This is a genomic window from Corallococcus interemptor (assembly GCF_003668875.1).
Classification (GTDB): domain Bacteria; phylum Myxococcota; class Myxococcia; order Myxococcales; family Myxococcaceae; genus Corallococcus; species Corallococcus interemptor.
The window spans coordinates 1-25,624 of the sequence record NZ_RAWM01000039.1 but is presented as its reverse complement, the minus strand read 5'-3'; the positions used below and the strand labels follow the sequence as shown (position 1 = coordinate 25,624).

At 70.6% G+C, this 25,624-nt stretch carries 25 protein-coding genes; 14 read left to right on the top strand and 11 right to left on the bottom strand.

The window, feature by feature from the left end:
- The first annotated feature begins 80 nt into the window (after positions 1–80).
- The gene (locus D7X96_RS16790; RefSeq protein WP_120546654.1) at positions 81–968 is read left to right on the top strand and encodes a PhzF family phenazine biosynthesis protein; all 888 of its coding nucleotides are present in this window, start codon (positions 81–83) and stop codon (positions 966–968) included.
- Between the two features lie 150 nt (positions 969–1,118).
- Complete coding sequence (locus tag D7X96_RS16785; RefSeq protein ID WP_121770187.1) at positions 1,119–1,772, top strand: Hsp20/alpha crystallin family protein; 654 nt, start codon at positions 1,119–1,121, stop codon at positions 1,770–1,772.
- A gap of 14 nt (positions 1,773–1,786) precedes the next feature.
- Here D7X96_RS16785 and D7X96_RS16780 read toward each other — a convergent pair whose 3' ends face one another.
- The 3 genes from D7X96_RS16780 to D7X96_RS16770 are packed head-to-tail and all read right to left on the bottom strand — an operon-like array spanning position 1,787 to position 3,818.
- Positions 1,787–2,482: a hypothetical protein gene (locus D7X96_RS16780; RefSeq protein ID WP_120546660.1), complete on the bottom strand. Its 696-nt coding sequence runs from the start codon at positions 2,480–2,482 to the stop codon at positions 1,787–1,789.
- Positions 2,479–3,144 carry a hypothetical protein gene (locus D7X96_RS16775; protein WP_120546661.1) on the bottom strand — a complete coding sequence of 222 codons (666 nt, stop codon included), beginning with the start codon at positions 3,142–3,144 and terminating at the stop codon, positions 2,479–2,481. Before D7X96_RS16775 ends, D7X96_RS16780 begins: the two co-directional genes overlap by 4 nt.
- The gene (locus tag D7X96_RS16770; RefSeq protein ID WP_208647324.1) at positions 3,141–3,818 is read right to left on the bottom strand and encodes a Fic family protein; all 678 of its coding nucleotides are present in this window, start codon (positions 3,816–3,818) and stop codon (positions 3,141–3,143) included. The genes D7X96_RS16775 and D7X96_RS16770 overlap by 4 nt, the downstream gene beginning before the upstream one ends.
- 159 nt (positions 3,819–3,977) lie before the next feature.
- Here D7X96_RS16770 and D7X96_RS16765 point away from each other — a divergent pair, with 159 nt between their 5' ends.
- Positions 3,978–4,898, top strand: a complete 921-nt coding sequence (locus D7X96_RS16765) for a diacylglycerol/lipid kinase family protein (RefSeq protein ID WP_120546663.1) — start codon at positions 3,978–3,980, stop codon at positions 4,896–4,898.
- A gap of 158 nt (positions 4,899–5,056) precedes the next feature.
- Here the strand turns inward: D7X96_RS16765 and D7X96_RS16760 are convergent, their stop codons facing one another.
- On the bottom strand, positions 5,057–5,980 hold the full coding sequence (locus tag D7X96_RS16760) for a PAS and helix-turn-helix domain-containing protein (protein ID WP_120546664.1): 924 nt from the start codon (positions 5,978–5,980) through the stop codon (positions 5,057–5,059).
- 275 nt (positions 5,981–6,255) lie between these two features.
- On the opposite strand from D7X96_RS16760, the gene D7X96_RS16755 reads away from it, so the two are divergent.
- From D7X96_RS16755 to D7X96_RS16745, 3 genes are read left to right on the top strand one after another with little or no spacing between them, the layout of a single operon-like run.
- Positions 6,256–7,314: a DUF72 domain-containing protein gene (locus tag D7X96_RS16755; protein WP_121770184.1), complete on the top strand. Its 1,059-nt coding sequence runs from the start codon at positions 6,256–6,258 to the stop codon at positions 7,312–7,314.
- 38 nt (positions 7,315–7,352) lie between these two features.
- Positions 7,353–7,664 carry a hypothetical protein gene (locus tag D7X96_RS16750; protein ID WP_167510846.1) on the top strand — a complete coding sequence of 104 codons (312 nt, stop codon included), beginning with the start codon at positions 7,353–7,355 and terminating at the stop codon, positions 7,662–7,664.
- Positions 7,597–7,947, top strand: coding sequence for a Smr/MutS family protein (locus D7X96_RS16745; protein WP_120546666.1), 351 nt, complete (start codon positions 7,597–7,599; stop codon positions 7,945–7,947). Before D7X96_RS16750 ends, D7X96_RS16745 begins: the two co-directional genes overlap by 68 nt.
- Positions 7,948–7,956: 9 nt before the next feature.
- On the opposite strand, the gene D7X96_RS16740 is transcribed toward D7X96_RS16745, so the two are convergent.
- From D7X96_RS16740 to D7X96_RS16725, 4 genes are all read right to left on the bottom strand, one after another.
- Positions 7,957–10,746: an SNF2-related protein gene (locus tag D7X96_RS16740; RefSeq protein WP_120546667.1), complete on the bottom strand. Its 2,790-nt coding sequence runs from the start codon at positions 10,744–10,746 to the stop codon at positions 7,957–7,959.
- A gap of 179 nt (positions 10,747–10,925) precedes the next feature.
- Entirely contained in the window at positions 10,926–12,263 is a 1,338-nt protein-coding gene (locus tag D7X96_RS16735; RefSeq protein ID WP_120546668.1) for a DUF58 domain-containing protein, read from the bottom strand.
- Complete coding sequence (locus D7X96_RS16730) at positions 12,260–13,195, bottom strand: AAA family ATPase (RefSeq protein ID WP_120546669.1); 936 nt, start codon at positions 13,193–13,195, stop codon at positions 12,260–12,262. Before D7X96_RS16730 ends, D7X96_RS16735 begins: the two co-directional genes overlap by 4 nt.
- Positions 13,196–13,253: 58 nt before the next feature.
- The gene (locus D7X96_RS16725; protein WP_244219612.1) at positions 13,254–14,258 is read right to left on the bottom strand and encodes a zinc ribbon domain-containing protein; all 1,005 of its coding nucleotides are present in this window, start codon (positions 14,256–14,258) and stop codon (positions 13,254–13,256) included.
- Between the two features lie 59 nt (positions 14,259–14,317).
- On the opposite strand from D7X96_RS16725, the gene D7X96_RS16720 reads away from it, so the two are divergent.
- The gene (locus D7X96_RS16720) at positions 14,318–16,414 is read left to right on the top strand and encodes a peptidylprolyl isomerase (protein WP_121770183.1); all 2,097 of its coding nucleotides are present in this window, start codon (positions 14,318–14,320) and stop codon (positions 16,412–16,414) included.
- A gap of 16 nt (positions 16,415–16,430) precedes the next feature.
- Here D7X96_RS16720 and D7X96_RS16715 read toward each other — a convergent pair whose 3' ends face one another.
- Positions 16,431–17,552 (bottom strand): HD domain-containing phosphohydrolase, encoded by a 1,122-nt coding sequence (locus D7X96_RS16715; protein WP_120546671.1) that lies wholly within the window; start codon positions 17,550–17,552, stop codon positions 16,431–16,433.
- Between the two features lie 247 nt (positions 17,553–17,799).
- Here D7X96_RS16715 and D7X96_RS16710 point away from each other — a divergent pair, with 247 nt between their 5' ends.
- The 4 genes from D7X96_RS16710 to D7X96_RS16695 all read left to right on the top strand — a co-directional run bounded on the left by D7X96_RS16710 (position 17,800) and on the right by D7X96_RS16695 (position 22,007).
- On the top strand, positions 17,800–18,801 hold the full coding sequence (locus D7X96_RS16710; protein ID WP_120546672.1) for an NAD(P)H-dependent amine dehydrogenase family protein: 1,002 nt from the start codon (positions 17,800–17,802) through the stop codon (positions 18,799–18,801).
- Positions 18,802–18,821: 20 nt separating this feature from the next.
- Complete coding sequence (locus tag D7X96_RS16705) at positions 18,822–19,271, top strand: MaoC family dehydratase N-terminal domain-containing protein (protein WP_014397671.1); 450 nt, start codon at positions 18,822–18,824, stop codon at positions 19,269–19,271.
- Positions 19,271–19,975 carry a MaoC family dehydratase gene (locus tag D7X96_RS16700; protein ID WP_120546673.1) on the top strand — a complete coding sequence of 235 codons (705 nt, stop codon included), beginning with the start codon at positions 19,271–19,273 and terminating at the stop codon, positions 19,973–19,975. Before D7X96_RS16705 ends, D7X96_RS16700 begins: the two co-directional genes overlap by 1 nt.
- A 187-nt stretch (positions 19,976–20,162) precedes the next feature.
- On the top strand, positions 20,163–22,007 hold the full coding sequence (locus D7X96_RS16695) for an acyl-CoA dehydrogenase (RefSeq protein ID WP_121770182.1): 1,845 nt from the start codon (positions 20,163–20,165) through the stop codon (positions 22,005–22,007).
- Between the two features lie 67 nt (positions 22,008–22,074).
- Here D7X96_RS16695 and D7X96_RS16690 read toward each other — a convergent pair whose 3' ends face one another.
- Both D7X96_RS16690 and D7X96_RS16685 read right to left on the bottom strand, forming a co-directional pair.
- Positions 22,075–22,530: an ExbD/TolR family protein gene (locus tag D7X96_RS16690; protein WP_120546675.1), complete on the bottom strand. Its 456-nt coding sequence runs from the start codon at positions 22,528–22,530 to the stop codon at positions 22,075–22,077.
- Between the two features lie 15 nt (positions 22,531–22,545).
- The gene (locus D7X96_RS16685) at positions 22,546–23,250 is read right to left on the bottom strand and encodes a MotA/TolQ/ExbB proton channel family protein (RefSeq protein WP_121770181.1); all 705 of its coding nucleotides are present in this window, start codon (positions 23,248–23,250) and stop codon (positions 22,546–22,548) included.
- A gap of 42 nt (positions 23,251–23,292) precedes the next feature.
- Here D7X96_RS16685 and D7X96_RS16680 point away from each other — a divergent pair, with 42 nt between their 5' ends.
- The 3 genes from D7X96_RS16680 to D7X96_RS16670 form a co-directional block, all read left to right on the top strand.
- Positions 23,293–24,123, top strand: a complete 831-nt coding sequence (locus D7X96_RS16680; RefSeq protein ID WP_121725662.1) for a DUF4292 domain-containing protein — start codon at positions 23,293–23,295, stop codon at positions 24,121–24,123.
- A 59-nt stretch (positions 24,124–24,182) separates the two neighbouring features.
- Entirely contained in the window at positions 24,183–24,935 is a 753-nt protein-coding gene (locus D7X96_RS16675; protein ID WP_120546678.1) for a cyclic di-GMP-binding domain-containing protein, MshE-related, read from the top strand.
- 9 nt (positions 24,936–24,944) lie between these two features.
- The coding region (locus D7X96_RS16670) for a cyclic di-GMP-binding domain-containing protein, MshE-related (RefSeq protein ID WP_121770180.1) at positions 24,945–25,624 on the top strand (680 nt) is incomplete at its 3' end.

Genomic DNA, 25,624 nt, shown 5'->3' with positions numbered 1-25,624 from the left:
GGTCCACCGCTTGACGGCGGCGGTGGAGCGGAGCATGCCTGCGCCGTTCCACTGGCCCTTGCCCCGTCCGGAGTCCGCCCATGCAGGTCCACATCATCGATGCCTTCACCCGCACCGCCGGTGCCGGGAACCGCGCGGGCGTGGTGCTCGACGCCTCGGCGCTGGATGTCCCCACCATGCAGCGGACCGCCGCGGCCGTCAGCGCGTCGGAGACCGCGTTCCTCCTGTCCCGGCCCGGCGATTCCACCGTGCGCCTGCGCTACTTCACGCCCGTGGATGAGATTCCCTTCTGCGGCCATGCCACCGTGGCCAGCTTCCACCTGCTCGCGGAGAAGGGGCTCCTGCGCAGCCCGGGGACGTACACGCTGGAGTGCCCCGGCGGCACCTTCGAGATCGAACTGGAGCCCCAGGGCTCGCGGGGCAGCCGGGTGTGGATTGCCACGCCGCCTCCGCCCTCGCAGCCGAGCCCCGTGGCGCTGGAGGCGCTGATGGCCACGCTGGGCGGGACGGCGTCCCAGGTGGACCCGTCACTGCCGGTGATCCGCCAGGGGCACCGGCTGGTGGTGCCGTTGCGGCGGCTCGCGGACCTGGAGGCGCTGACGCCTCGGGGCGCGGCGATGAACGCGCTGCTGATGCCGCACGGCCTGCGCGGCGTCTACCTCTTCACCCGCGAGGCGAAGGAGGAGGGGAGCGCGGCCCAGGCCCGCTACTTCGTCCCGGGGTTCGGCATCCTGGAGGACCCCGTGACGGGCTCCGCCGCCGGCCCTCTGGCGGCCTACCTCGCCGAGCACGGGAGCCTCCGCCTGCCGGAGCAGGGCGGCACCGTGTCCAGCCGCATCGAGCAGGGAGACACGCTCGGCAAGCCGGGCCGCATCGACATCCAGGTCACCGGCCGGCCCGGCCACGTCGAGCGCGCCCGCGTGGGTGGCGTGGCCCTCACCGTGATGGAGGCCACGCTGCTCGCGTAGCGGGGCTCAAGCCCATGTCGGACGCCCCGGACCCTTGTGGGCTCTCCCGAGCACTCCCAGGTTTGGGGTTGGGATAATTCCATCCCCGCTTGAGTCACCGGTGCGGTCCGGCGGCCGGGCGCCAGCCGGGCTCCATCGGGGGAGGACGTCATGGCAACCGACAACAGGAACCCGGGGGCGCAGGGAGAGCCCTCCGCCTCGCCCGTGGCGAAGAACGCCCAGGCCGGCATGCAGGGCACCGCCTCGCAGCAGGAGCCCCGGACCGGCTCCACGGGCATCAGCCGCCGCGAGTCCACCACGCCAGCCGTGCCCATGAGCCCATTCGGGCTGCTGCGCCGGATGATGGAGGACATGGATCAGCTCTTCACCGGCTTCGGTGGCCGGGGCTTCACTCCTGGGAGTGCCGGGCTGGCCGAAGGGCTCTGGTCCCCGCAGGTGGACGTGCTGGAGCGGAACGGAAACCTCATCGTGAAGGCCGACCTGCCAGGGATGCGGCAGGAGGACATCCACGTGGAGCTGCTGAAGGACCTGCTCGTGATTGAGGGCGAGCGCTCGTTCGAGGTGGAGCAGGAAGAGGAGGCCGAAGGCATCTGGAGCCTGGAGCGCAGCAGCGGTGTCTTCCGCCGCGCCATCCCGATTCCGGAGGGCATCGACACGGAGTCCGTCCACGCGAACTTCGAGAACGGCGTGCTGGAGATCTCCCTCAAGCTTCCGGAAGCGGAAGTGCAGGGCAAACGCATCGAGGTGAAGGGCGGCTCGCGCGATCAGGCCCGGAAGCTGACGCGCGGCAAGCCCATCCACTGAAGGGACCCGCGAAGTCAGTGCGTGTGCCGGTGGCCCTCGTCCGCCACGATGGCCGCCGCCACCTTCTCCGCCGAGTCGCGCAGCTCCGACTCGGGCGGCGAGTGCCAGGACTCGAAGGCGAACAGCTTCCGCATCAACTTCCCGGCCGGATAGCCCGGCCGCAGTTCAATCGCGTCGAACATCCACGCCAGCGCCTCGTGCGCGAACGTGTACCAGGCCTCCTCGCAGCCCGTGGCGTCCGCGGTGAGGTTCATCGTGGTGACGATGCCGTCCGCCAGCGCGAGCATCCGGATGTCCTGGTCCTCGGGGGCCCGGGGCAGGTCCCGCTTCAGCGCCTGGAAGTGGACGTCCAGCTTGAACAGCCATTCGCGCGAACGCTCCAGCGCGTCGATCATCAGCTGGATGTTGTATTCCACGCTCATGTCCGGCGTGGGCTTCTGACGGAAGAAGCGGTGACACCAGCAGTAGCCACCGAAGCTCTCATTGCCCAGATACAGCCCCGTCTCCGTGTACCAGGGCCCCAGGTTCTGACCGAGCATCCGCTGGATGTGTTTCGCCATCGTGTCGTGCTGCTCGTCCGTGAGCTTGCGCGTCCCCGGGGGCACGCGCGGCGTCAGGTATTCACGCAGCATCCGGATGAGCTTCTCCGGGTCATACGCATCCAGGCTGTCGCGGATGAGCAGCCAGTGCCCCAGGGCCGACCGGCTCATACCGCCCCCGCCGCCACCCGCGCCGCCGCGTCCCGGAGGACTTCTGGAGGCGGCGCGATCCAGGACTGGAAGACGAAGGCGGTCTCCAGCTGCTCCAGCGTGGCCTCCGACAAGGGCAGCCCCATCGCCTCGATGCACCACGTCATGGCGTCCTGCGCGACCTGGTACCAGGTCTCTTCACAGGACGTCGTCTCCGCCGTCAGATCCACGGTCCGCACCAGCCCTTCCGCGAGCGCCTCTGCCCGGAGAGCCTTGTCGTCGCCCGCCAGCTCGAGCTGACGGCGCGCGGCCTGGAACACGCCGTCCAGCGCGTACAGAAACGAACGGATCCGCTCCAGCGCGTCCAGCATGAACTGGATGTTCTCATCCACGTCATGGGTGCGGTGCGGCGGGTTCTGGTTGAAGAACGAGTGACACCAGCAATAGCCCCCCAGCACTTCGTTGCCCAGGGGCAGGCCGCTCTCCAGGTACCAGGGGCCCAGCTCGGCCTTGAGCAGGTCCACCACGACGTTCTGCGCCTGCTTGAGCCGGGCGGGATGGATGTGGCCGGACCGCAGCGGGGCCAGGGCCTCCCGCAGGCTGGCCGCCAGGGATTGCGGCGCGTAGGCATCCAGGCTGTCGCGGATGCGGCGCCACGTGAAAGCCGAAGCGTTGTCACTCATTCGGACACCTCGTTGCGGCACGGGGCGTCCGGCCCCGCGATGCTCCGGGCCAGCAGCCTTGCCAGCCGCGTGTAGTTCACGGCGTCTCCCGGACGCTTGGGCCACAGCACCACGGGCGCCAGCGGCGGCGTGGGCAGCCGGCCCCGGCGCAGCATGTACTCCAGCCACAGCCGCGCCGCGCGGGCGTTGCCGTCCGGGAAGGGGTGGAAGAAACACAGGTCCAGATACAACCGCGTGGCATGCGCCACCGGGTGACGGTCTTCGCGCGCTTCCGCCTCCACCTTTTCGCGGAAGGCCGCCTCCAGGCCGGGCGCGTGCGCGTAGCGGTGCGCGCCTCCCCACGCGAACGCGTCCCCGGTGCGAAAGCCCGTGGGGGCACCCAGCAGCTCCTCCTGGACCTCCACCATCCTGACGAAGGTCAGCGGCTCGCCCGCGTCCGCGAGGTGGCGCACCCGGGCCAGGGCCTGTTCGAAGCGCTCGGTCCGCTCGGGCCCCTGGGATTCATGGGCCGGTGCGTCATGACGGTGCAGGAAGTCCTCCTGCGCGCCCGTCTCCCGGAAGGGCTGACGCGCCGCGGCCTCCAGGTCCAGCCGGAGCGTGGGCAGCGCCCAGTCCAGGGCGCGCGTGGCCTCCCGGTGGGGGGTGAGCTGCTCGGTGGAGGACGGGGAGTTCACTCGGGGGCCGGGACGAAAACAGGGGGAAAAAGAGCCCAGCATGGACGGGGCCGGGTGACAAACACCCCGGGCGCCGAGGCCCTCCCATGGGTCGCGGAGTGGAGCCTGGGCCCACAATTGCGTAAACAGGCCGTTCTGGCAGCAGGGAGAAGGCACTGAATGAAGACGTTCCTCGTGGTCAACCCGCGCAGCGCCAACGGGCAGACGGGGAAGCGATGGGTGGAGATCTCCGCGCAGGTGGGCAAGGTGCTCGGCGAGTTCGGGTACGGCTTCACCAGCGGCGGCATGGATGCGGCGCGTCTGGCGCGGCAGGCCATCGACGACGGCTATGAGTGCATCGTCGCGGTGGGCGGCGACGGCACCCTCAACGAGGTCACCAACGGCTTCTTCCGCGACGGACAGGTCATCAACCCCCAGGCCACGCTGGGCCTGTTGCCCCGAGGCACGGGCGGCGACTTCCGGCGCACCTTCGGGTGGGACCTGGAGCTGACGTCCGCGCTGGAGCGGCTGCGCACGGAGAAGACCGAGCCCTTCGACGTGGGGCGGCTGGAGTTCATCGACAACGACGGCAAGCCGGCCACGCGCTTCTTCGCGAACATCGCGTCGTTCGGCGTGAGCGCGGTGGTGGCCCGCGAGGTGAACCAGGGCAGCAAGGCGCTGGGCGGCAACCTGAGCTTCATGTGGGGCACCGTGAAGGGCCTCTTGAAGTACCAGGAGCGGCAGGTGCGCCTCACGGTGGACGGCGGCGAGCCGGAGACGGTGAGCGTCACCGCGGTGGCCGTGGCCAACGGGCGCTACTTCGGCAGCGGCATGTTCGTGGCGCCGGAGGCCGTGACGCACGATGGCCTGTTCGACATCACCATCTGGTCCAACTACGGCCTGTCCGACTTCGTCCTCAAGTCCAAGGGCGTCTACAACGGCGACCACGTCACCTGGAAGGGCACGCGGCGGCTGCGCTGCCGCACGCTCCACGCGGAGTCCCTGACGGGCGACGTGTTCCTGGACGTGGACGGCGAGACGCCGGGCCGGCTGCCCTGCACCATGACGCTGGTGCCGGGCGCCATCCGCCTCAAGGTCTAGCGCCGGAGCGGGCCGGGCGCGGCGCGTCCTCCACGGGCGCGCCCGTGGCCGCGGGCGCGGGGCGGTACCAGTTGGTCTGTCCCATCAAGCGGCTGCGAGCCCGGCCGCGCCTCCAGCTCCAGCACCGTCAACTCAATGCCCTGCGGAAGGTGCCCTGCTTAGAAGAACAGGCGGAGCAGGTCGTACCGCGTCTCCGCTCCCAGCTTCCGGAGCAGGTTCGCCTGGTGGAATTTCACCGTGCGCTCGGTAATCCCCAACACCGTCGAGATGTCGGTGGGCGAGCGGCCGAGCGCGAGATATCGCAACACATCGCCTTCGCGTTCGGACAGCCGCGCGGCGCTCGCCATGCGCCGCACCTTCGCCTCGAAGAGGCCGCTGAGCGTGTCATCCCCGATGGTGTGCACGCTGACGCGCGCGGTGCCCGCGCCCGTGGGCGTGGCGGTGATGACCTCGTAGCCCTCGGCGTGCCCGGACGCCTGGCGCACGATGGTGTGCGGCCAGGAGGGTGGGGACGCGGCCGTCAGCGGACAGTCCAGGCAGGGCGCGTCCCGGTGCGCGAAGGCACCGAAGCACGACCGGCCCACCATCTCCTCCTGCCGCGCCTGTCCGTCGGTCCAGACCGCCTTGAGCGTCCCGAACGACGCCAGCTCGGTGGAGATTTCATAGCTCAGGTCCCGGCGCGTCCCCGTGGCCGGGGCCGGCTCCGGGAGAACGGAGCGCTCGGGGACGACGCGGGGCGGGGACGCGCGGGTGACGATGGCCACCAGGCGCAGCGGCGGCCGGCCCACGGCGGCCACGTCCAGCTCCACCGGCAGACGCGCCCCGTCGCGCGTGAGCACGTCCGTCTCCAGCCGGTACTCGGCGCTGGTGAAGATGGCCCGCAGCGCCCGGCCCACCTCGCGCGCGTGCTCGCGCGGCGTGCAGACCTCCGTCCAGCGGCGCCCGAGCAATTCCTCACGGGGCCGGCCCAGGAGCGACGTGAACGCGGCATTGGCCAGTTCAATGCGGCCGCGCCGGTCCATCACGACGATGGGCCGTCCATCCCGCTCCGCGAGGAGCGATGCGGTCAACGACCAGTCCATGGGGCCCCCCGGCCGCTGCAACGACGCTCAAGCTTTACAGCACGGACCAAGAATTTCTTGGTTTGAGGAGCTTACGCTGATGCGACTGCATTTGCATTGGGACCCACGTCCAATCACAGACAGCCCCATGGAGGGGAGGACCGGCCGTGCGGGCCCGTCCGCCTGGAGGGCGTGCCAGAAACCTGGAACGTCCCCTTGAATTTGGGCAACCTGCTGCATCGCCTGGACGGCGGGATTACACCCAGGGCTCCCACCGGAGGAGAGGAGCTGAACGCATGAGCGCACCGCGACGACCCGCGCAGTTCGACCTCTTCACCGGGGCCGTGGAGGAGCCGCCGGCCACGTCGCGGCGCCGGACCCAGCCGGTGGGCCCCGCCGAGCCGTCCGACGGCCTGCGCGTGCTGGGCGAGCAGCTTCCCCAGGGCGTCTACCTGGGCACGTCGTCGTGGACCTTCCCGGGGTGGACCGGGCTCGTCTACGACCACGAGGCCAGCACCACCCAGCTGGCGCGCGAGGGCCTGGCCGCCTACGCGCACCACCCGGTGCTGCGCACGGTGGGCATCGACCGGACGTTCTACGCGCCGGTGCCGGCCAGCACGTTCGCCGAGTATGCCCAGCAGGTGCCGGACGGCTTCCGCTTCCTGGTGAAGGCCCACGAGGCCTGCACGCTGGCGCGCTTCCCCGTGCACGAGCGCTATGGCGCGCACCGGGGGCAGGTGAACGACCGCTTCCTCCAGGCGGCCTACGCCGTGGACCACGTGGTGGCGCCGTTCCTGGAGGGGCTGGGCACCAAGGCCGGACCGCTCGTCTTCCAGTTCCCGCCACAGGACCCCGCGGCGCTGAGCGGAGCGGGCCGCTTCGTGGAGCGGCTGCACGCGTTCTTCTCCGCGCTGCCCAAGGGCCCGCTGTACGCGGTGGAGGTGCGCAACGAGGAGCTGCTCACGGAGGGCTTTGCCCAGGCGCTCGCGGACACGGGCGTGAGTCCGGTGCTCGCGGTGTGGGCCCACATGCCGCCCGTCGCGCGGCAGGCGAAGCTCACGCGCGCCTTCGAAGCGCGCAGCGTGGTGGTGCGCTGGATGCTGCCGCCGAACCTGGGCTACGAGGAGGCCTACGCCCGCTACGCGCCGTTCAACCGCCTGGTGGACGAAGACGCCGGCACGCGCGACGTGCTGGCCCGCGTGTGCATGGCCGCCGTGCGGCGCGAGCGCCCCGTCTTCGTGACCATCAACAACAAGGCGGAAGGCAGCGCCCCCCTGTCCGCCGTCCGGCTCGCGGAACGCGTCGTGTCATACAAAGAGGAGGGCAGCCAACGGGGCGTTGCCCACGCGACATGACTTGCGCGCGAGCACGGCGCTTGCTTACGTGAAAGGCCATGATGGTGATGACCCTGGCCGCACTCCTGATGCAGATGACCTCCGCCGGTGGTGCGGGGTCGGAGGGCAAGCGTGCGGCCAACGCCCTGGACCTGACGGGCACGCCCCACCAGGGCGCGGTGAAGGAGGAGATCTCCTCGCTGAAGGGGGAAATCACCAGCCTCAAGGAGCAGTTCCGGCTCGCGCGCGAGCGCCAGCGCCTGGCGGCCGAGGAGAAGCAGCGCCAGGAGGAGGCCCGCTACGGTGTCACGCCGAAAGCCACTCCCGCCCCTGCCGCCGGAGGGTCCGGAGCCCCCGCCCACGCCAGATGAGCTCGGAGGCGAACTGGGAGCGGTAGAAATTCCGGTCGATGGGAACCTCGACCTGCATCTCTTCCAGCCCCGCGACGTGAAGGACCTCGTCACCGAGTACGTCTGGGCCTGCCGCCAGAAGGGCGTGCTGGACGTGCGCATCATCCACGGCAAGGGCACGGGCGCGCTGAGGCGCACCGTGCAGTCCCTGCTGCCCACGCTGCCCGAGGTCGAAAGCTTCCGGACCGCCTCCGAGGCGGACGGAGGCTGGGGCGCGACGTGGGTTCGGCTCAAGCCCCTGTGACGACGGGCCTCAGGACAGCCAGAAGTAAGCGGACGCGATGAGGGTGCGCTTCTCCGTCACGCGGGCCTTGTTCGCCAGCTCCGCCATCTGCCGGTCCTTGGAGGCGTAGCGCTTCTCCTCCTCGTTGCGCAGCGACGCCAGCTTGCGGCGGTAGTCGCGCTCCATCCGGTCCGAGTGCGCCCGCGCCTTCGCGCGCTCCGCGACGTCCTCGATGCCGGAGACCTCCTTGCGCGCCTCGAACCACGCCTGGCGGGCGGCCTCCACCACCTCGCGAGACTCCATCAGGCAGTCCTCGACGTAGCGGTCCGCGCGCTCCTTGGCCTTGTCCAGCTCCAGCGCGTTGCGCCGCTCCGCGGCCCGGATCAGCTCATCCTTGGCGGTCATGAGCGACTGCTCTTGCATGAGCTGGACCGACACCGGCGCGGGCTGCCGGCGCTTCTCTTCCTTGGCGTCGAGCTTGGTGAAGTGGACGCCGTCCGTCAGCGGCAGGGCGCGGAAGCCGCCGTCCCGGTCCTTCACCAGCACCAGGTGGACCAGCTTCTCCTCCGGCTTGAGGCCCGTCGTCTCGAACTTGTAGACGAACCACCAGCCCTCGCTGCCGGCCAGCCGCGCCAGCCGCGAGGGCAGGCCCGCCGCGTCCAGCTGCAGGTAGCTGACGGAGTCCTGGGTGCGGTCGCGCACCGCGTAGGCGGCCTTGGCCACCTGGAGCCGTCCGGAGGTGCGGCTGCCCAGCACGGAGCCGGTGAGCGCCCGCGCCTCCTGCTGGCGCTTGGCCACCACTTCCTTGGCCGCGTCTCCCGCCACGCGCAGCCGGCGGCGCACGTCGCCGTCGAAGCGCTCCAGCACCACGGAGCGCATGGACGTCATGCGCTGGCTGATGCTGCCCTCCAGCTCCTCGCGCAGCTTGTCGAAGGCGGCGTTGATGTCCTTCGGGTCGCGGCAGGACTGGTAGATGTCCAGCACGCGCCGCTCGAAGTCGACGCCGCTCTCCAGCGCGCCCAGGATTTCGTCGGACGCGCCGAACACGCCGTCGAAGAGGTTGAGCTTCTTCTCCAGCAGCTCGAAGAGGCGCGCGTCCGCGGCGTTCTGGCGGTTGAGGAAGTTGAGCACCAGCACGTCGCGCTGCTGGCCGTAGCGGTGGCACCGGCCGATGCGCTGCTCCACGCGCTGCGGGTTCCACGGCAGGTCGTAGTTCACCACCAGGTTGCAGAACTGGAGGTTGAGCCCCTCCGCGCCCGCTTCCGTGCAGATGAGGATCTGCGTCTTGTTGCGGAACTCGTCCACCAGCGCCTTGCGCTCTTCGGGCGTGCCGCCGGCGTCGCCGGACAGGAGGGAGATCTTCCCCCGGTAGCCGTGCTCCGACAGCAGGTTGAAGAGGTACTGCTGCGTGCGCTTGGACTCCGTGAAGATGAGCGCCTTCTCCGGCCAGGAGTGCGTGCGCATCACCGCGAAGGTGCGGTCCAGCGCGCGCTTGAGCGCCTCACCCTTGGCGTTGGTGCGGATGGAGTCCGCGAGGTCCGCGTACTGGCGAAGCTCCCAGACCTCCTGCTCCAGCGTGCGGACCTGGGGCGCCTTGGAGGGGTCGTCGGACCACTCCTCGCCTTCCTCCACGAACTGCTTGGCCTCTTCCGGCTCGAAGAGCGCCAGGGCCTGCTGTCCCAGCCGCGCGGCCGCCAGGCGCTTCTCCAGGTTCTCCGACAGCCGGCGCAGCGTGGGCGCGATGGCGAACGTGGAGGAGGCCAGCAGCTTGCGGTAGCACAGCGTCAGCAGCGTCTTCTTGCCCGGCTCGATGGCCGCCGCCTCCGAGCGCGCCAGGTACTCGCTGACCTTCTCGTAGAGGTCGTGCTCCTCGGGGGAGGGGAGGAAGTCCTCCACGATGCTGCGGCGGTTGGTGTAGCGGACGTACTCGCGCACCTGACGGCGCAGCGTGCGCTGCACCACCGGGGCCAGCCGCTCCTTGAGCTCGCACGCGGCGGCCTCCGTCATGCCGCCGCCCTCGTCGGCGCGGTAGCGGCTGCGGAAGGCGTGCTCGGGGCCCAGGATCTGCTCGTCCAGCAGCGACATCAGGCCGAACAGCTCCATCAGGTCGTTCTGGAGCGGGGTGGCGGTGAGCAGCAGCTTGGGGCGGCCCGCCAGCGACGCGCGCAGCGCCTGGCCCGTCTTGTTGTTGGGCCGGTGCGCGTTCCGGAGGCGGTGGGCCTCGTCGATGATGACCAGGTCCCAGGGAATCTCCGACACGAGCGCGGACTTGTTCGCCGCGAACGGGTGCGAGCAGATGACGGGGAAGGGCTGGTCGAAGCAGTTGTTGTGCTTCTTCACGTCCCGGCCGTCGACGAGGACGCTGTCCAGGTCGAACTTCTCGCGCAGCTCCGCATTCCACTGCGCGCGCAGCACGGCCGGGGCCAGGATGAGGATACGGTTCTTGCCCTCGGCCATCAGCTGGGCGACGACGAGGCCCGCCTCGATGGTCTTCCCCAGGCCCACCTCGTCCGCGAGCATGCAGCCGCCGCGCGAGAGAGCATCCAGCGCGAACATCGCGGCTTCGACCTGGTGGGGGTTGAGGTCCACCTTCGCTTCAGCCAGCGCGTTCGCCAGCCGCTGCTGGGTGTCACCGCTGCGCGCGAGCAACTCCTCGGCCAGCAGCCGTTCATGGAAGGGCGTCAGCGCCGCTTCCGCGAGCTCCAGCTCCTCCGCGGCCTGGGCCGCGATGGCAGCGGCGTCCGCCTCGACCTCCAGCTTCAAACCCCTCACGACCTCCGCCAAGTCCCGCCTCCCGTCCGGTTTGGAGCGTGCGCGCATGCGCGCGAACAGTTGAGGCGCGCCATTCTGGGCAGCGATCGGCATCTGTAAAGGGGGTCCTCCCCGAGGCCGAAAACTCGGCCTCCGCGCGATTGGCAAGCCTGCTGTTCGGCGAAGTGATGCGCGCATGCGCGAGCGCTGGAATGTTTCAAAGGGCTTGACGAATGCGTTGTGAGCGCTCAGAGCCGCCCGCGCGCCTTCACGTCCAGGTACACGTTGAGTGCAGCGGAGCCGAAGCCGCGAGCCGGTGCGCGCACCACCAGCGCCCCCGCGTCGCGCAGCGTGGTGGCGGTGCGGCGGTACTCGGACTCCATGCGGGACGCGGCCTGGCGCGCGTAGGCGGACGTCGCGTCGCCGGGCACATCGGTGGCGGCGGCCTCCAGGTCCTCGTCCAAGAGCGACGCGACGACGGGCAGGTGCCGGGGGCGCAGGGCCAGCGTGCGCGTGAGCAGGCCCGCGGACGCGTCCGGGTCCACCAGGTCGGTGAAGAGCACCACCAGCGCGCGGCGCGTCTGGCGGGCGAAGGCGAAGTCGAACGCGCGGCCGTAGTCGCTCTCCTCCAGGCCGGCCTCCGCGCGGTACAGGGACTCCGTGATGAGGCGCAGGTGCTCCGCGCCCTTGCGCGGGGGGAGGAAGGCGCGCACGTCGCTGGCGAACGCGAGCACGCCCACCACGTCGCCCGCGTCCAGGCTCACGCGCGCCAGCCGCAGCGCCGCGTCCACCGCGTGGTCCAGCTTCCTGCGCCCCTGCACCCGGCCCGCCATGTGACGGCCGCAGTCCAGGAGCAGCAGCACGGGCTGGTTTCGCTCCGGCTGCCACGTGCGCACCAGCGTGTGGCCGTGGCGCGCGGAGGACTTCCAGTCGATGTGGCGGTAGTCGTCGCCGGGGCGGTACTCGCGCAGCGATTCGAACTCGCGCCCCTCCACCGACTTGCGCAGCAGCGTGCGCGCGGACACGGCCTCGGACGCGCGCGCCAGCGTCAGCGCCTCGCGGGACAGGGCGCGCAGGTCCGGGTACACCTTCACGTCCTGGCCCGCGGGCAGCGTCACCTGCCGCGAGCACAGGCCCAGTGGCCCCATCAGGCGCAGGTTCACGTCGCCGAAGCGCGCGTCGCCCCGCGAGGGCGGATGCACCCGGTACGTCAGCCGCGTGGAGGCGCCACCCGGCTCCCCCGGCTCCAGCGCAAAGGGCTGCCGGTGGCCATGGCTCTCCACGTCCAGGGGCGGCTCGTCGCGCAGCTCGCCGCGCACGGGCCGGTCCGAGCGCGAGCGCAGCTCCCAGTGCACCGGATTGTCCACGCCGGAGGAGAGGATGGGCTCCACCTCGCGGCGCGCTTCGACGTCGCGGGCGTGCGGCGCGCGCAGGAAGTCCACCGCGCAGAGCAGCAGCACGGCCACGTCCACCGCGAGCGCCAGCCACCCGAAGGCGGGACTCGCCACCGCGAGCGCGGCGGGCACCAGCGCTCCGGCGAACAGCGCCACGGCGAGGCCGCTGGGGACGGGGCGCCCGACGCTCACCGGGGCACTCGCACCCGTTCGAGCATCTGCTTCAGCACGTCATCCGCGGTGACGCCCTCCACCTCCGCCTCGGCCTTGAGGAGCAGGCGGTGGTTGAGGACGCTGGGGGTCACGTCCTTCACGTCGTCCGGGGTGACGAAGTCGGTGCCGCGCAGCGCGGCGCGCGCCTTGGCCGCGGCGAGCAGGGCCTGCGCGGCGCGGGGGCTGGCACCCAGCCGCACGCGGGGGTGGGCGCGGGTGTCGCGCACCAGCTGCACCACGTACTGGAGGATGGAGTCGTCGCACGCGACGCGGGCCGCGCGGTCCTGCAGCCCGGTCAGCGTGGCCTCGTCCAGGACGCGGGACACCTGTGGCGGCCGGCCCTCGCGCTGGTGGAAGGCGCGCAGCAGCGCGGTCTCTCCGTCGCCGTCCGGGTAGCCCACGCGCACGCGCATGAGGAAGCGATCCAGCTGCGCCTCGGGGAGGGGATAGGTGCCCTCCAGCTCCAGCGGGTTCTGCGTGGCGACGACGAAGAAGTGCGGCGGCAGCGCGTGGCTGGCGCCGTCGATGGTGACCTGCCGCTCCTCCATGGCCTCCAGGAGCGCCGCCTGCGTCTTGGGCGGCGTGCGGTTGATCTCATCCGCGACCAGGACCTCCGTGAAGACGGGGCCCTTGATCAGCCGGAAGGTCTGCGTCTGCGGCTGGAAGACGTTGGTGCCCAGGATGTCCGCGGGCATCAGGTCCGGGGTGAACTGCACGCGGGAGAAGGACAGGCCCAGGGCCCCCGCCATGCTGCGCGCGGTGAGTGTCTTGGCGACCCCGGGCACGCCCTCCAGCAGCACGTGGCCGCGCGCGAGGAAGGCCGTCACCAGGTCGGTCAGCACGCGGGGCTGGCCCACGACGGCCGAACCCAGCGCGTCGAGGAGGCGGGAGAGGGGCGAGGCGTCGGACATGGTGGCGGGCGACGGTAGCCCGCCTCCCCTCCGGCGCGGCAGCGAAATCCTCGCGGGCCTACCCCTCCTGGCGCTTCAGCCCCATCAGGCCACCCAGCACCGCGATGACGCCGCCGAGGATGCCCAGGAAGCACCCGATGCTCGGTGACGAGTTCATCATCTCCGCGTTGCCCAGCGGCGACGGCACCAGCGTGGTGTCCGAGGAGATCTTCAGGAACACCAGCGACCACACGAGGCTGATGACGCTGCAGACCATCTGCGCGCCCCACGGCAGCATGGGGTTCACCCAGCTCATCACCTGCCGCGAGCGCAGGCCCACGAAGACCATGGTCGCGACGGCGAAGAGGAAGGAGATGAAGCCCAGGCTGATGAGGCCCAGGAAGTCACCATCCTCCGCCGTCTCCTTCCACGGCATGAAGCAGGAGAGCACCACCAGCGCCGCGCCCCAGAACGCGATGCGGTCGCCGCCCTCCAGCTCGCGCAGGAACGAGCGCGCGTCGTCCAGCAGGACCTCCGGATCATCGATGGGGGAGCGCGCGGTCTCCAGCTCGCGGGCCTCCTTGGACCAGGGATCCACCCCCGCGTCCGCGGAGTCGTCCTCGTCCTCCTCGACGGGAGCCGGTGCGCGGCGAGGGGCCGGCGCGCGAGCGGGAGCGGCCTTGGCGGAGCCAGTCCGGACGGGAGCGGCACGCTGGGCCTTCTCCCGGGCGATGTCCTCCATGCTGCGCACGTTGGTGGCGTCGTCGCTCGGCGGCGGCGCGGCGGGGCGGGCGCCCGTCCTGGCGCGGGCCGGGGCAGGGCGCGCGCGGGGCTCCGGAGCGGCGCGGGCCGGAGGAGGCCGCGAGCGCGGAGGCGGACGGACGCCGGTGCTCTCATCCTCACCGCCAGCATCCCCTTCGTCCCCACCTCCCCCGAGGAAGGACTGGTCGATGATGTAGTCGCAGTTGGGGCAGATGGCGGTGTCGTCCGCGACCTTGCGATTGCAGCCTGGGCAGTTCAGGACCGGTGCTCCGGGAGGGGGGAACGGCCCGATATCTTCCCGGCCCCGGCGCGCGGCTGTCAAACCTGTTCAGCGGCATAACCCCTGGATTTTCGCGGGGAATTGACCTAGCCAATTCGAGCATGGCCCGCCTGCCCGCCGCCGTGTCCGCCGGATTCCTCCTCGTGAGCGCCTGTGTGCGCTCGGTGCCGACGCCCGACGTGCCTCCGCCCCAGGAGTCGCCCGCACAGCTCATCGAGCGGATCCAGGACTGGGAGGACCGCCGCTCGCTGGGAGACGGCGAGCTGGTGCGGCTCGCCACCTCCGCGCGGGATTGGGCCGTGCGCGTGCGCGCCCTCCGGGCCCTGGCGCGCATCCAGGACGTGGCGACGCTGGAGGCCGTCCTCGTCGGGCTGACGGCGCCGCGCAATGCCGTGCGCGAAGAAGCCGCCTTCGCGGCGGGGGAGCTGGCCCAGTCCTGGGAGCCGCTGCCGGAGGAGGCACGGACGGCGCTCACGGAAGCGCTGGTGCGCGCCGAGGCCTCGGAAGCCTACGCCCGGGTGCACGACACGCTGCTGGAGTCCCTGGGCAAGCTGGCCACGCCTGGCGCCGTGGAGGTGCTGACGGCCCGGCTTTCTCCGGCCAATGGCCCCTGGTCCGAGGCCGCGGCGACGGCGCTGGGCGTGGCTGCGCGCAAGGCCGGGCCCGCGGCCGTGGCGAACGTCCCCCTGGAGACGATCCGCGCGCTGCTGGATCCCCGCTTGCGGAGCGAGGTGAACGTCGCCGGGGCGTACCTCCTCGCGGCGTCGAAGCGGCTGGATGCCGTGGAGGCGCTCGGGTCCTGTCTGGCCAACGCGCATCCGGATGCGAGGGCCCTCTGCGCGAAGGGCCTGGGCGACGTGGGCAGCCCGCGGGACACGACCTCGCTGCATCTGATGCTGGGCGGACCTGAGTTCCGCGTGTCGGCGGAGGCAGCGCGCGCGCTGGCGAAGCTGGCGGCGAAGTGCGAGGCCGGTGCGCCTTGCGCCCCGCTCATCGCCCTGGAGAGCCGGGTGCCCCTGGCGAAGCAGGTGGCGGAGGGAAGGGCCGCACAGGGCCACCTGTTCCTGGCGGTGGCGCAGCAGGGACTCCCGCTCCAGGGCCGGCCCGTGTTCGTGAGCTGGAGGAAGGCGTTCGCGGAGGCCGACCGGAGCGCGGCCACGGAAGAAGCCCACGCGGACCTGGCGTGGCTCGACTGCCGGATCGCGGCGGCGATGGACCGGCAGCAGGGCACGCTGGATCAGGTCCGCGAGTGTGGCTTCGGCCGCGTCCCCGAAGCCCGCTGGCTCGCATTGGGACTGCATGAGGTCGCGCAGTTCAAGGGACAGCCCACCGGCGCCGCGTTCGCGGTGCCCTACCTGAACCACGTGAGCCCCATCGTGCGCGGCGCCGCGCTGGACGCCCTCTCCGAACGCCCCGTGCCCGAAGCGATGGCGCCCATTCGCGCGCTCATTGGAGGCGGTGACGCGGTGGTGGCGGGGCTCGCCGCGGCCGCCGCCGGCAAGCTGAAGGACGCCGAGGCCCTGCCCGCGCTGGAGGCCCTGGCCGACCGCGTCCCCAAGGAGCCGGACCTGGCGGAGGCGGTGGCCGGCGCGCTCGTCGCGTTGCAGGGAAAGGCCGCGGAGCCGCGCCTGCGCGAATGGCTGAAGCATCCACACGCGAACGTGCGCCGGGTCGCGGCCGAGTCCCTCACGTCCCTCACGGGCGCTCCGGTCCGCTCCGCCCGTGTGGAGCTGCCTCCGGAGACGTACCGTCCGCCCGCCGCGCCTCCCGGCACGACGCTCACGCTGCGCACGCGCAAGGGCGACATCACCGTCCTGCTGGATCCGGACGCGCCGCTCACGGGCGGCAACCTGATGGCGCTCGCGAAGCAGGGCTACTTCCGGGGCATCACCTTCCACCGCGTGGTGCCGGACTTCGTCGCGCAGGGCGGAGACCCGCGCGGAGACGGGGAGGGCGGTCCCGGCTACTCCATCCGCTGCGAGATGACGCGCCGACGATACGCCCGGGGCACGGTGGGGATGGCGCTGTCGGGCAAGGACACCGGGGGCAGCCAGTTCTTCTTCACGCACTCACCGCAGCCGCACCTGGACGGCCGCTACACGGCCTTCGGTGAAGTGATTCAAGGCATGGACGTGGTGGACGCGCTCATGGAGGGCACGGTCATCGACGACGTCATCGTCGGCACCCGCGCCCCCTGACGCGGGCCTTCGTGCCTCAGGCCCCGGCGGCGCGAGCGGGCACGGGCTGTCCGTTCGCGTCCAGCTTCGCGCACGTCCAGCGGTGGCTCTCCGCCTCCTCCATCGCCTCCACCTCGCGGCGGATGCGCGCCCACTCCGTCTCCGGCAGGCCGAGGAACGCCTCCGCGAGCATCGGGTCGAACTGCGTGCCCGCGCAGCGGCGCACTTCATCGCGCGCGACGCTCATCGGGCGTCCCTTGCGATAGGGCCGGTCGGAGGTGATGGCGTCCAGCGTGTCCACAAGGCAGAAGATGCGCGCCCCGATGACGATCTCCTCGCCCTTGAGCCCCAGCGGATAGCCCTTGCCATCCCAGCGCTCCTGGTGCTGCAGGACGATGAGCGCCGCCTCGTGCAGGTAGGGCATCTTCGCCAGCATCCGGTAGCCGAACTCCGGGTGCAGCTTCATCTCCACCCACTCGTCCGGCGTGAGCGGGCCGGGCTTGAGCAGGATGGAGTCGCGCACGCCAATCTTCCCGATGTCGTGCAGGAGCGCGCCCTGTTCCACCACGTCCAGCGCCGCGCCGGTGAGGCCGATCTCCTGCGCCAGCCGCCGCGCGTACAGCGACACGCGCCGCGAGTGCCACTGCGTCTCCGTGTCGCGGTAGTCCAGCGCGCTGATCAACCCGTCCAGCAGCCCCGTGGTGCGCTCCATGACCCGGCGCTCCAGGCCCTCGTTGATGGCCAGGAGCTCCGCGTTCTTCTCCGCCACCTCGCGCGTCAGCCGCTCGTTGGCCGCCACCAGCCGGTGGTGCTCGAAGGCCTGACGGATGCTGCTGGTCAGATCGCTCAGCGCCCACGGCTTGCCCAGCAGCCGGAACACCTCGCCCCGGTTCACCGCCTCGGACGCCGTCTTGAAGTCCGCCGCCGCCGTCAGCATCAGCCGCACCGCGCGGGGGTTCTTCTCCCGTAGCGCGGACAGCAGCTCGATGCCGTTGAGGTACGGCATCATGAAGTCCGTCAGGACGACGTCGAAGCCCTGCTCCCGCGCCGCCACCACCGGATCGCTGTGCGTCACGACCTCGTAGCCCTCCGCCTGGAGGATCCGGGACAGCGCCGCGAGGATGAGCACGTCGTCGTCCACCACGAGGATTCGGGCCATGGGCAGGTTCGCTCCAAGCAAAGAGACTGCGTTCTTTCTCAAAGTCTTATAGCGGGTCCGCAGACGGCCAAACAGGCCCCCCCAAGCTTTCCAGTGCCGCTAAAGCACCGGAATTCTTGAAGTTTCACTCAAACCGGAGGTCGCGGGACTCCACGTCCTGCTTGCCTGCCCGTCGAGCCGTGTTCTATGGTGGCCGCCTACCCAACGTAAATGGCTGTAACCCCTTGGAATTCGGGAGCAATCTCCGATGGCTAGAGCCCCTGATGGGCCGGTGCCGGTGGTGGTGATGGGGCTGGGGTTCATCGGGCAGGAGATTGCCAGGGCTGCCCTGTCGTCCCCCGAAGTGGAACTGATCGGCGCGGTGGACTCGCAGCCCTCCCTGGTGGGTCGCCCCTTCAGCGACGTGCTGGGGCAGGCCGGGCCGCGCTTCAAGGTGTCCGACTCGCTGGAGAAGGCCGTGGGGCGCCGCAAGGGCGTGGTGGTGCTGCACGCCACCAGCTCACGGCTGTCCCAGGTGATGGATCAGCTGCTGGACGCGCTGAAGCTGGGCCTGCCCGTGGCCAGCACCTGCGAGGAGCTGGCGTTCCCGCACCTGAAGTATCCGGAGCTGGCGGACAAGCTGGAGCGCGCCGCGCAGAAGGCGGGCGTCGCCATCGTGGGCACGGGCGTGAACCCGGGCTTCGTGCTGGATCGCCTCATCGCCACGGCCGGGCAGGTGTGCGGCCCCGTGCGCAAGGTGACGGCCAGCCGGGTGGTGGATGCCCGCACGCGGCGTGAAGCCCTGCAGCGCAAGGTGGGCGCGGGCCTGTCGGAGGAGGAGTTCTTCGACCTGGTGGACCGCGAGGAGCTGGGCCACGTGGGGCTGGTGGAGTCCGCGGCGCTGGCGGCGCTGGGGCTGGGGCTGGACTGTGATGACTTCGAGGAAGAGGTGACTCCGGTTTTCGCGGAGGAGGACATCACCGGCGGCGCATTTGTCGTGAAGAAAGGCCGCGTCGCGGGCATGTTCCAATCCGTGGTGGGTTTGGAGGAGGGGCAGGAGCGGGTCCGCCTGGAGCTGACCATCGCTGTGGGGGCGGACAACCCACGGGATCGCATCGAAATCGACGCGGATCCCAGACTGGTGCTGGAAATCCCGGGGGGAGTGGCGGGCGACCGGGCCACCGCGAACGCGCTGGTGAATGCCGCGCCACGTTTGACGGCCGCGGAGGCCGGGCTCCTGACGGTGCTCGAGCTTCCGTCAGGACGCTGAAGATTCATCAGGAGAGGGAAATGCTGGACAAGAACGCGATTGGCCGCGCCTCGCCGCCGACGCTCAACGAGGTGGAGAAGGGCGCCATCCGGCGCTTCGCCGAGGCAATCGGCGACTACAATCCCATCTACTACGACGAGGAGTACGCCCGCGCTTCGGGCTACCCCACCATCGTCGCGCCGCCCACGTTTCCCGCGTCGTTCCATTCCGCCGCGGACCTCCGGGAGCTGTTGGGGGTGGGCATCAAGAGCCTGCTGCACGCCGAGCAGGGCTTTGACTACGAGCGGCCCATCTTCGCGGGGGACCGCATCTACGTGTCCACCCGCGTGTCGGACGTCTTCGAGCGGCCGGGCATGTCCGGCAAGATGGACATCGCGGTCATCGAGGACGAAGGCCGGGACGAAGAGGGCAACCTCGTCTTCCGCGCCCGCCGGACCCTCGTGGTGCGTGCCGCCAAGGAGAACGCCTGATGCCCGCGCGCAAGCTCTACTTCGAATCCATCCGCGTCGGTGACGAGCTGCCGGCCCTGGCCAAGGCCCCGGTGGACCGCGTCCAGCTGTCGCGCTACGCGGGCGCCTCCGGCGATTACAACCCGGTGCACGTGGACGAGATCTACGCCAAGAGCGTGGGGATGCCGTCCGTGTACGCCCCGGGCATGCTGGTGATGGGCATGCTGGGCCAGCTCATCAGCGACTGGGCCCGCGGCGGCCAGCTGCGGCGCTACAACGTCCGCTTCATCAAGATGGTGTGGCCGGGTGACACCGTGGTCTGCAAGGGCCGCGTGAGCGACCGCCACGGCTCCGGCGGCCGGTACTTCGTCGAAATCGACCTCTGGGCGGAGAACCAGAAGGGCGAGCTCGTCATGAAGGGCGGCTCGCAGATCCAGCTCTTCTACTCGCTGGAGGACGAGAACCGGCAGCGCTCCGGCCAGTCCCCCATCGTGGTGGAGGTCCCCCGCGAGAGCCTGGTCGTCCCGGCCCCTGCCTCCTCCGCCGAGGCCGCCTCGAGCGCCCCGGCGCCCGCCGCCCCGGAGCGCGACCGGGACGAGGACGACGAGGAGGACGAGGAGTCGGACGAGCCCCGCTCCGGCGCCTCGTCCAAGAAGACCGCCCCCCGGGAGAAGCCCGCCGCGAAGACGGCGTCGCTCCCGGCCGCGAAGAAGGCCAGGAAGTAGGCGTTCCAAGACGAAATCCCGCGTTCGAGAAGGGCGGCTTCGACCGCTCGTCAACGCGGGGTGTCATCTTGGGTTGACTCAAAAATCAGGCGACGCCACACTTCCTGCGTCACATGGGCCGCTGACCCTTACTTTTTCCCGCCCTGCGGGAAGCAGGCAGGCAGCGAGCCCCTACGCAGGAGTGGCCATGTCCGCCGGCATCAACACCTACAAGACCGACCTTCGAGAGATCTTCTTCACGCTGTTCGAGCAGTTCGGCTTCGGCCAGGTGGCGGGCACGGCCCCCTATGACGCCTGGGGCCCGGACGAGGCGAAGGCGGTCCTCACGGAGACGTACCGCTTCGCCCGCGAGGTGCTGGGGCCCCTCAACTCGGTCGGTGACCGTGAGGGCTGCCGGGTGGAGAACGGCTCGGTCTTCACGCCCAAGGGCTTCAAGGACGCCTGGGGCAAGCTCTACGAGCAGGGCTTCAAGACGGTGGCGGTGAGCCCGGAGCACGGCGGCCAGGGCGCGCCGATGATGCTCCAGGTGACGGTGGAGGAGATCCTCTCCGGCGCCAACACGGCCTTCAACATGTACCCGGGCCTGGCGTTCGGCGCGGCGGAGGTCATCGCCGAGTGCGGCACGCCCGCGCAGCAGAAGCAGTTCGTGGAGCGCATGCTCAACGGCACGTGGGGCGGCACCATGTGCCTCACCGAGCCGCACGCCGGCTCTGACGTGGGCGCGGCCAAGTCCACCGCGAAGCGCAACGCGGACGGCACCTACAGCATCAAGGGCACCAAGATCTTCATCTCCGGCGGCGACCATGACATGGCCGGGAACATCATCCACCTGGTGCTCGCGCGCATCGACGGCGCGCCGGTGGGCACCAAGGGCCTGTCGCTGTTCATCGTCCCCAAGCTGCGCATCAACGCGGACGGCTCCGCGGGCCAGTCCAACGATGTCACGGTGGCGTCCATCGAGCACAAGATGGGCATCAACGGCTCGGCGACCTGTGTCCTCAACTTCGGTGAGAACGACGGCTGTCTGGGCGAGCTCGTGGGCACGGTCGAGCACGTGGGCATGAGCCAGATGTTCAAGATGATGAACGGCGCGCGCATCGCCGTGGGCATCCAGGGCGTGAGCCTGGCGTCGGCCGCGTACTACAACGCGCTCGACTACGCGAAGGACCGCAAGCAGGGCTCCCACTTCACCAAGTGGAAGGACCCGTCCGCGCCGCGCGCCTCCATCATCGAGCACCCGGACGTCCGCCGCATGCTGCTGGACATCAAGGCGCACGTGGAGGGCATCCGCGCGCTGATCATCAAGCTGGCCATGCACCTGGACAAGGCGAAGCAGCTGGCGGGCAAGGATGACGACGCGGCCACCTACCACAAGGGCCAGGTGGAGGTGCTGACGCCGCTGGTGAAGTCCTACGGCTCGGATCAGGCCTTCCGCCTCTGCGCGCAGGCCATCCAGGTGTACGGCGGCGCTGGCTACATCCAGGACTACCCGGTGGAGCAGTACACGCGCGACTCGAAGATCTTCTCCATCTACGAGGGCACCAACCACATCCAGGCCATGGACCTGGTGGGCCGCAAGATGGGCCAGGCGGGCGGCGCGCACTTCCAGCAGTTCATGGGTGACGTGGGCAGCTTCGTGGAAGCGCACCGCGAGCACCCGGTGCTGGGCGAGGCCGTGAAGACGCTGGCCGGCGCGCAGGAAGGCCTGATGTCCAGCGCGATGGCGCTGTTCGGCTGGTCGCAGGACGCGGGCCGCTTCCCGCTCATTCCGCTCTCCGCCAACCGCTTCCTCAACATGATGTCGGAGGTCGCCGTGGGCTGGCTGCTCTTGGACGCGGCCGTCATCGCGGAGAAGGCCGCCGCCAGCGTGGCCGCGGACCACCCGGACAAGGCGTTCTACGAGGGCAAGAAGTTCAGCGCCCTGTGGTACGCGCGCAACGTGCTGCCCAACGTGGAGTACGCCGCGCGCCTCATCGCCACCGAGGACACGTCCCCGATGGACATCACCGACGCGGCGTTCGGCGGCGTCTGAGTCAAGCGCCTGAAGTCCTGAAGTGAAGAAGGCCCTCCGGCACGTGAAGCGCCGGGGGGCCTTTCGCTCAGTTGCCTTCGCGCACGCCGATGGCGAGCTGCGCGAGGCCGGCCTTCTTGGCCAGCTCCATCACCTGCACCACGGTGCCGTGGGGGACGCCTTCGTCCGCCTGCACGATGACCACGGTGTCGGGGTTCTGGTTCTTCGCCGTGTCGAAGGCCTGCTTCAGCTCGGCCTCCGCGACGACGTTGCCCGCGAGCACGAAGCGGCCGTCCGCCAGCACCGCGACGGACAGGTCCGTGGTGCGCGCGGTGACGTCCGCGGCGCCGCCCTTGGGCAGGTTCACCTTGAGGCCCGCCTTGGCGCCGCCACCCGGGCCCTGCTGGGTGATGACGGAGCTGGTCACCATGAAGATGATGAGCAGCACGAGCATCACGTCCGTCAGCGGCGTGATGTTGATCTCCGCGAAGCCCGCGCCCTCCACCTCGTCGTCGCCCGAGCCGGGCGTCTTTCCCATGGCCATGGTGGGCGTGTCTCCTTACGGGGCGGGCTGCGTCGCGCTCTCGCGCGGGGGCGGGGCTTCCGGCAGGGCGCCGCTCGCGGAGCGTTCCTTGAGGACCTCCGCGAACTCGTCGCCCAGCAGGCGCAGCTCCACCAGCACGCGGGACAGCCGGGCCTGGAAGTAGTTGTAGAAGACCATCGCCTGCACGGCGACGAGGATGCCCACGGCGGTGGCGACGAGCGCTTCGGAGATGCCCGTCATCACGGCCGCGGAGCCGCCGGTGCCGCCGGCCTCCACGTCCACGCCCAGGTCCTTGAAGGACCGCATGATGCCGGCCACGGTGCCGAAGAGGCCCACGAAGGGCGTCGTCGAACCGATGGTGGCGAGCAGCCACAGGTTGCGCCGCAGCTTCAGGCCCACCTGGGCGCGCTCGCGCTCCACGGCGGACTCGATGCTGTTGCCACCGGCGGAGCGGGAGCGCTCCCAGCGGTCGAACCCGGCGAGGAAGATGTCGGCCGCCACGGCGTCGGAGCGCTCGGCGGCGGTGCGGGCGGCGGCCACGTCCCCCCGGAGGAGGTGCTTCTGGACGATCTCCCCCAGGTTGCGGGAGCGCTCGCTCACGCCCCAGAGGGCGATGAGCCGCTCGATGGCCACGCCCAGGGCCACCACGGAGGCGCCCAGGAGAAGGGCGAGGGTGACGCCGCCCAGGCGAAGGTAATGAAGTAGATCGTTCAGATTCATGATGGATGACCGGGCAGGCGGCCCTGGCTCACACTAGGACATATGAACCGCGCAGCCGCCGCAATCTTCCTGGCCCTCCTCTGTTCGGCCTGCCCCAAACGTCTCGAGTTCGGTCCGGAGGGCCGCATCGAGGACGCCCAGACGCTCTACCAGCACGTGCGCGAGCGGCAGGCGAAGGTCGTCACCCTGGAGGGTGACGCCAAGCTGCACGTGGACTCGCCCCAGGGCAGCGGCACGCTCTCCACGTACCTCTCCATCACCCGCCCGGCCCTCATCCACCTGGAGACGTACGACTTCTTCAACCGCCCGGTGGCCTCGCTCGTCTCCGACGGTGAGCGCTTCGGCGTCTACCAGGCGCGCGAGAACACGTACCTCCAGGGCCCGGCCAGCGCGGAGAACGTGTCGCGCTTCCTGCCTGTCGTCCTGCCGAGCGAGGAGCTGGTCGCGGTGATGCTGGGCCAGGTCCCCCTCCTGCCTCCGGAGTCCATGACCCTGGAGCTGGACGAGAAGGAGCGGGTGTACGTGCTCAAGCTCCAGCGGGGGCCCGCCACGCAGACGCTCCGTGTGGATCCCAAGCACCTGCGCGTGGTGAAGAGCGAGGTGCGTGGCGTGCCGGGCTACGACCTGGCGTTCGAGGACTTCCAGCAGCGCGACGGCCTGTTCTTCCCGGACAAGGTCCACCTCATCGCCGCCTCGGCGGAGACGAAGCTGGACCTGAAGTACACGGACATCCGCCTCAACGGCCGCCCGGACCTAACGCTCTACGAGCTGGCCGCCCCCGAGGGGGCCCGGGTGGTGAACGTCGACGCGCGGGGCCAGGAGGTCCGCTCGGAGGGGCCGGTGTCTCAGCCGCCCCCCGCGCCGGGTTCCTGAGCTTCCAGGCGTCGAAAGGCAGCGTCCCGGCGCAAACCGGGTACTATGGCGCGCACGACATGGCACAGATCAAGCTTGGAGAACTGCTGATCAAGGCGAACGTCCTGCAGGAGAGCCAGCTCAAGGCGGCGCTCGCCGAGCAGGCCAAGTGGGGCGGAAAGCTGGGCGAGATCCTCGTCCGGATGAACCTCGTCTCCGAGGACATCCTCGTGCGCGCCCTGTCGAAGCAGCTCGGCATGCCGGCGGTGAACCTGGACGCCGTGCAGATGGTGCCGCCGCACGTGAAGGCCAAGATCCCGGCGCAGACGGCGCGCGACTTCTCCGTCGTGCCGCTGCAGCTGCGCGACGACGGCAAGACGCTGGTCGTCGCCATGTCCGACCCGCTCAACGTCCGGGTGCTGGACGAGCTGCGCGCCCTGTCCAAGTGCCGCATCGTGGCCAACGTGGCGGGGCGCACCTCCGTGGCGCGGGCCTTCGCGCGGCTCTACGAGGAGACGGCGGAGCTGGAGGACGCGGACACCAACTTCAAGGTGGTGGACGCGCAGGGCCGCACCGTCGTGAAGAACCTCAAGGACCTGGATCCGGCCGCCGCCGTGGCCATGTCCCCCAAGCCCGCCGCCGCGCCGCCGCCCCGTCAGGCGCCCCCGCCGGAAGCACCCCGTCAGGCCGCCTCCGGCAGCCCCGCGGAGCTGCTCAAGAGCGTGGAGGAGGTCCAGCGCAAGGAGGTCGCGGCGCTGAAGGCCATGGTGGAGCTGCTCATCGAGAAGGGCGTTTTCTCCCGCGAGGAATACCTCGCCAAGGTCAAGCGGTAGCCCCCGGCCATGCGCAAGAAGATTGGTGAACTCCTCGTCCAGGCCGGAGTGGTGACGGACGAGCAGGTGAAGCAGGCCCTGGCCTCCGGACGTCGCGGCCAGGGGCGCAAGCTGGGCGAGGTGCTGGTGTCCATGGGCCTGTGCACGGGCCGGGACATCGCGCGGGCGCTCGCGGCGCAGCACGAGCTGCCGTTCGTGGAGATCCCCGAGTACATCCCGCATGCGGTGTCCTCGCTGGTGTCCATGGACTTCCAGAACGAGCACCGGGTGCTCCTCTTCGCGGCGGAGCAGGAGGGCCGCGGCGAGAAGATCCACGTCGCCGTGGAGGACCCGGGCAACCTGATGCTGGTGGACGAGCTGCGCTTCCAGCTGCGCAAGCCGCTCAAGGTATTCGTCGCCGCGACGGACGACATGGAACAGGCGCTGGCGCGCGGCCGGGGTGAGCCCCTGGACATCGTGGAGGCTGAACCGATGGACATGGACGAGGACGATTCGCCGGACATCCTGCCGTCGCCGCCGGCCGCCGCGCGTCCGCCCAGGCCCCCCGCGCCGCCGGCGCTGGACTGGGACCTGCCGCCGCCGCCGCCCAGCGACTCGGGCGTCGATGGCGCGGAGGTGCTGGAGGACATCCTGGGCTCCACGCCCAAGCCCAAGGTCCCCAAGGCTCCGCGTCCGCCGCCCCCGCCCGC

Bases quoted from the DNA above. Each gene is read 5' to 3' on its own strand.
- D7X96_RS16710 (WP_120546672.1), top strand. From the start codon at position 17,800: ATGGCTAGAGCCCCTGATGGGCCGGTGCCGGTGGTGGTGATGGGGCTG.
- D7X96_RS16680 (WP_121725662.1), top strand. From the start codon at position 23,293: ATGAACCGCGCAGCCGCCGCAATCTTCCTGGCCCTCCTCTGTTCGGCC.
- D7X96_RS16675 (WP_120546678.1), top strand. From the start codon at position 24,183: ATGGCACAGATCAAGCTTGGAGAACTGCTGATCAAGGCGAACGTCCTG.
- D7X96_RS16765 (WP_120546663.1), top strand. From the start codon at position 3,978: ATGAAGACGTTCCTCGTGGTCAACCCGCGCAGCGCCAACGGGCAGACG.
- D7X96_RS16730 (WP_120546669.1), bottom strand. From the start codon at position 13,195: ATGTCCGACGCCTCGCCCCTCTCCCGCCTCCTCGACGCGCTGGGTTCG.
- D7X96_RS16685 (WP_121770181.1), bottom strand. From the start codon at position 23,250: ATGAATCTGAACGATCTACTTCATTACCTTCGCCTGGGCGGCGTCACC.
- D7X96_RS16755 (WP_121770184.1), top strand. From the start codon at position 6,256: ATGAGCGCACCGCGACGACCCGCGCAGTTCGACCTCTTCACCGGGGCC.
- D7X96_RS16785 (WP_121770187.1), top strand. From the start codon at position 1,119: ATGGCAACCGACAACAGGAACCCGGGGGCGCAGGGAGAGCCCTCCGCC.
- D7X96_RS16690 (WP_120546675.1), bottom strand. From the start codon at position 22,530: ATGGCCATGGGAAAGACGCCCGGCTCGGGCGACGACGAGGTGGAGGGC.
- D7X96_RS16740 (WP_120546667.1), bottom strand. From the start codon at position 10,746: ATGCGCGCACGCTCCAAACCGGACGGGAGGCGGGACTTGGCGGAGGTC.
- D7X96_RS16705 (WP_014397671.1), top strand. From the start codon at position 18,822: ATGCTGGACAAGAACGCGATTGGCCGCGCCTCGCCGCCGACGCTCAAC.
- D7X96_RS16790 (WP_120546654.1), top strand. From the start codon at position 81: ATGCAGGTCCACATCATCGATGCCTTCACCCGCACCGCCGGTGCCGGG.
- D7X96_RS16700 (WP_120546673.1), top strand. From the start codon at position 19,271: ATGCCCGCGCGCAAGCTCTACTTCGAATCCATCCGCGTCGGTGACGAG.
- D7X96_RS16750 (WP_167510846.1), top strand. From the start codon at position 7,353: ATGATGGTGATGACCCTGGCCGCACTCCTGATGCAGATGACCTCCGCC.
- D7X96_RS16715 (WP_120546671.1), bottom strand. From the start codon at position 17,552: ATGGCCCGAATCCTCGTGGTGGACGACGACGTGCTCATCCTCGCGGCG.
- D7X96_RS16775 (WP_120546661.1), bottom strand. From the start codon at position 3,144: ATGAGTGACAACGCTTCGGCTTTCACGTGGCGCCGCATCCGCGACAGC.
- D7X96_RS16720 (WP_121770183.1), top strand. From the start codon at position 14,318: ATGGCCCGCCTGCCCGCCGCCGTGTCCGCCGGATTCCTCCTCGTGAGC.
- D7X96_RS16695 (WP_121770182.1), top strand. From the start codon at position 20,163: ATGTCCGCCGGCATCAACACCTACAAGACCGACCTTCGAGAGATCTTC.
- D7X96_RS16760 (WP_120546664.1), bottom strand. From the start codon at position 5,980: ATGGACTGGTCGTTGACCGCATCGCTCCTCGCGGAGCGGGATGGACGG.
- D7X96_RS16780 (WP_120546660.1), bottom strand. From the start codon at position 2,482: ATGAGCCGGTCGGCCCTGGGGCACTGGCTGCTCATCCGCGACAGCCTG.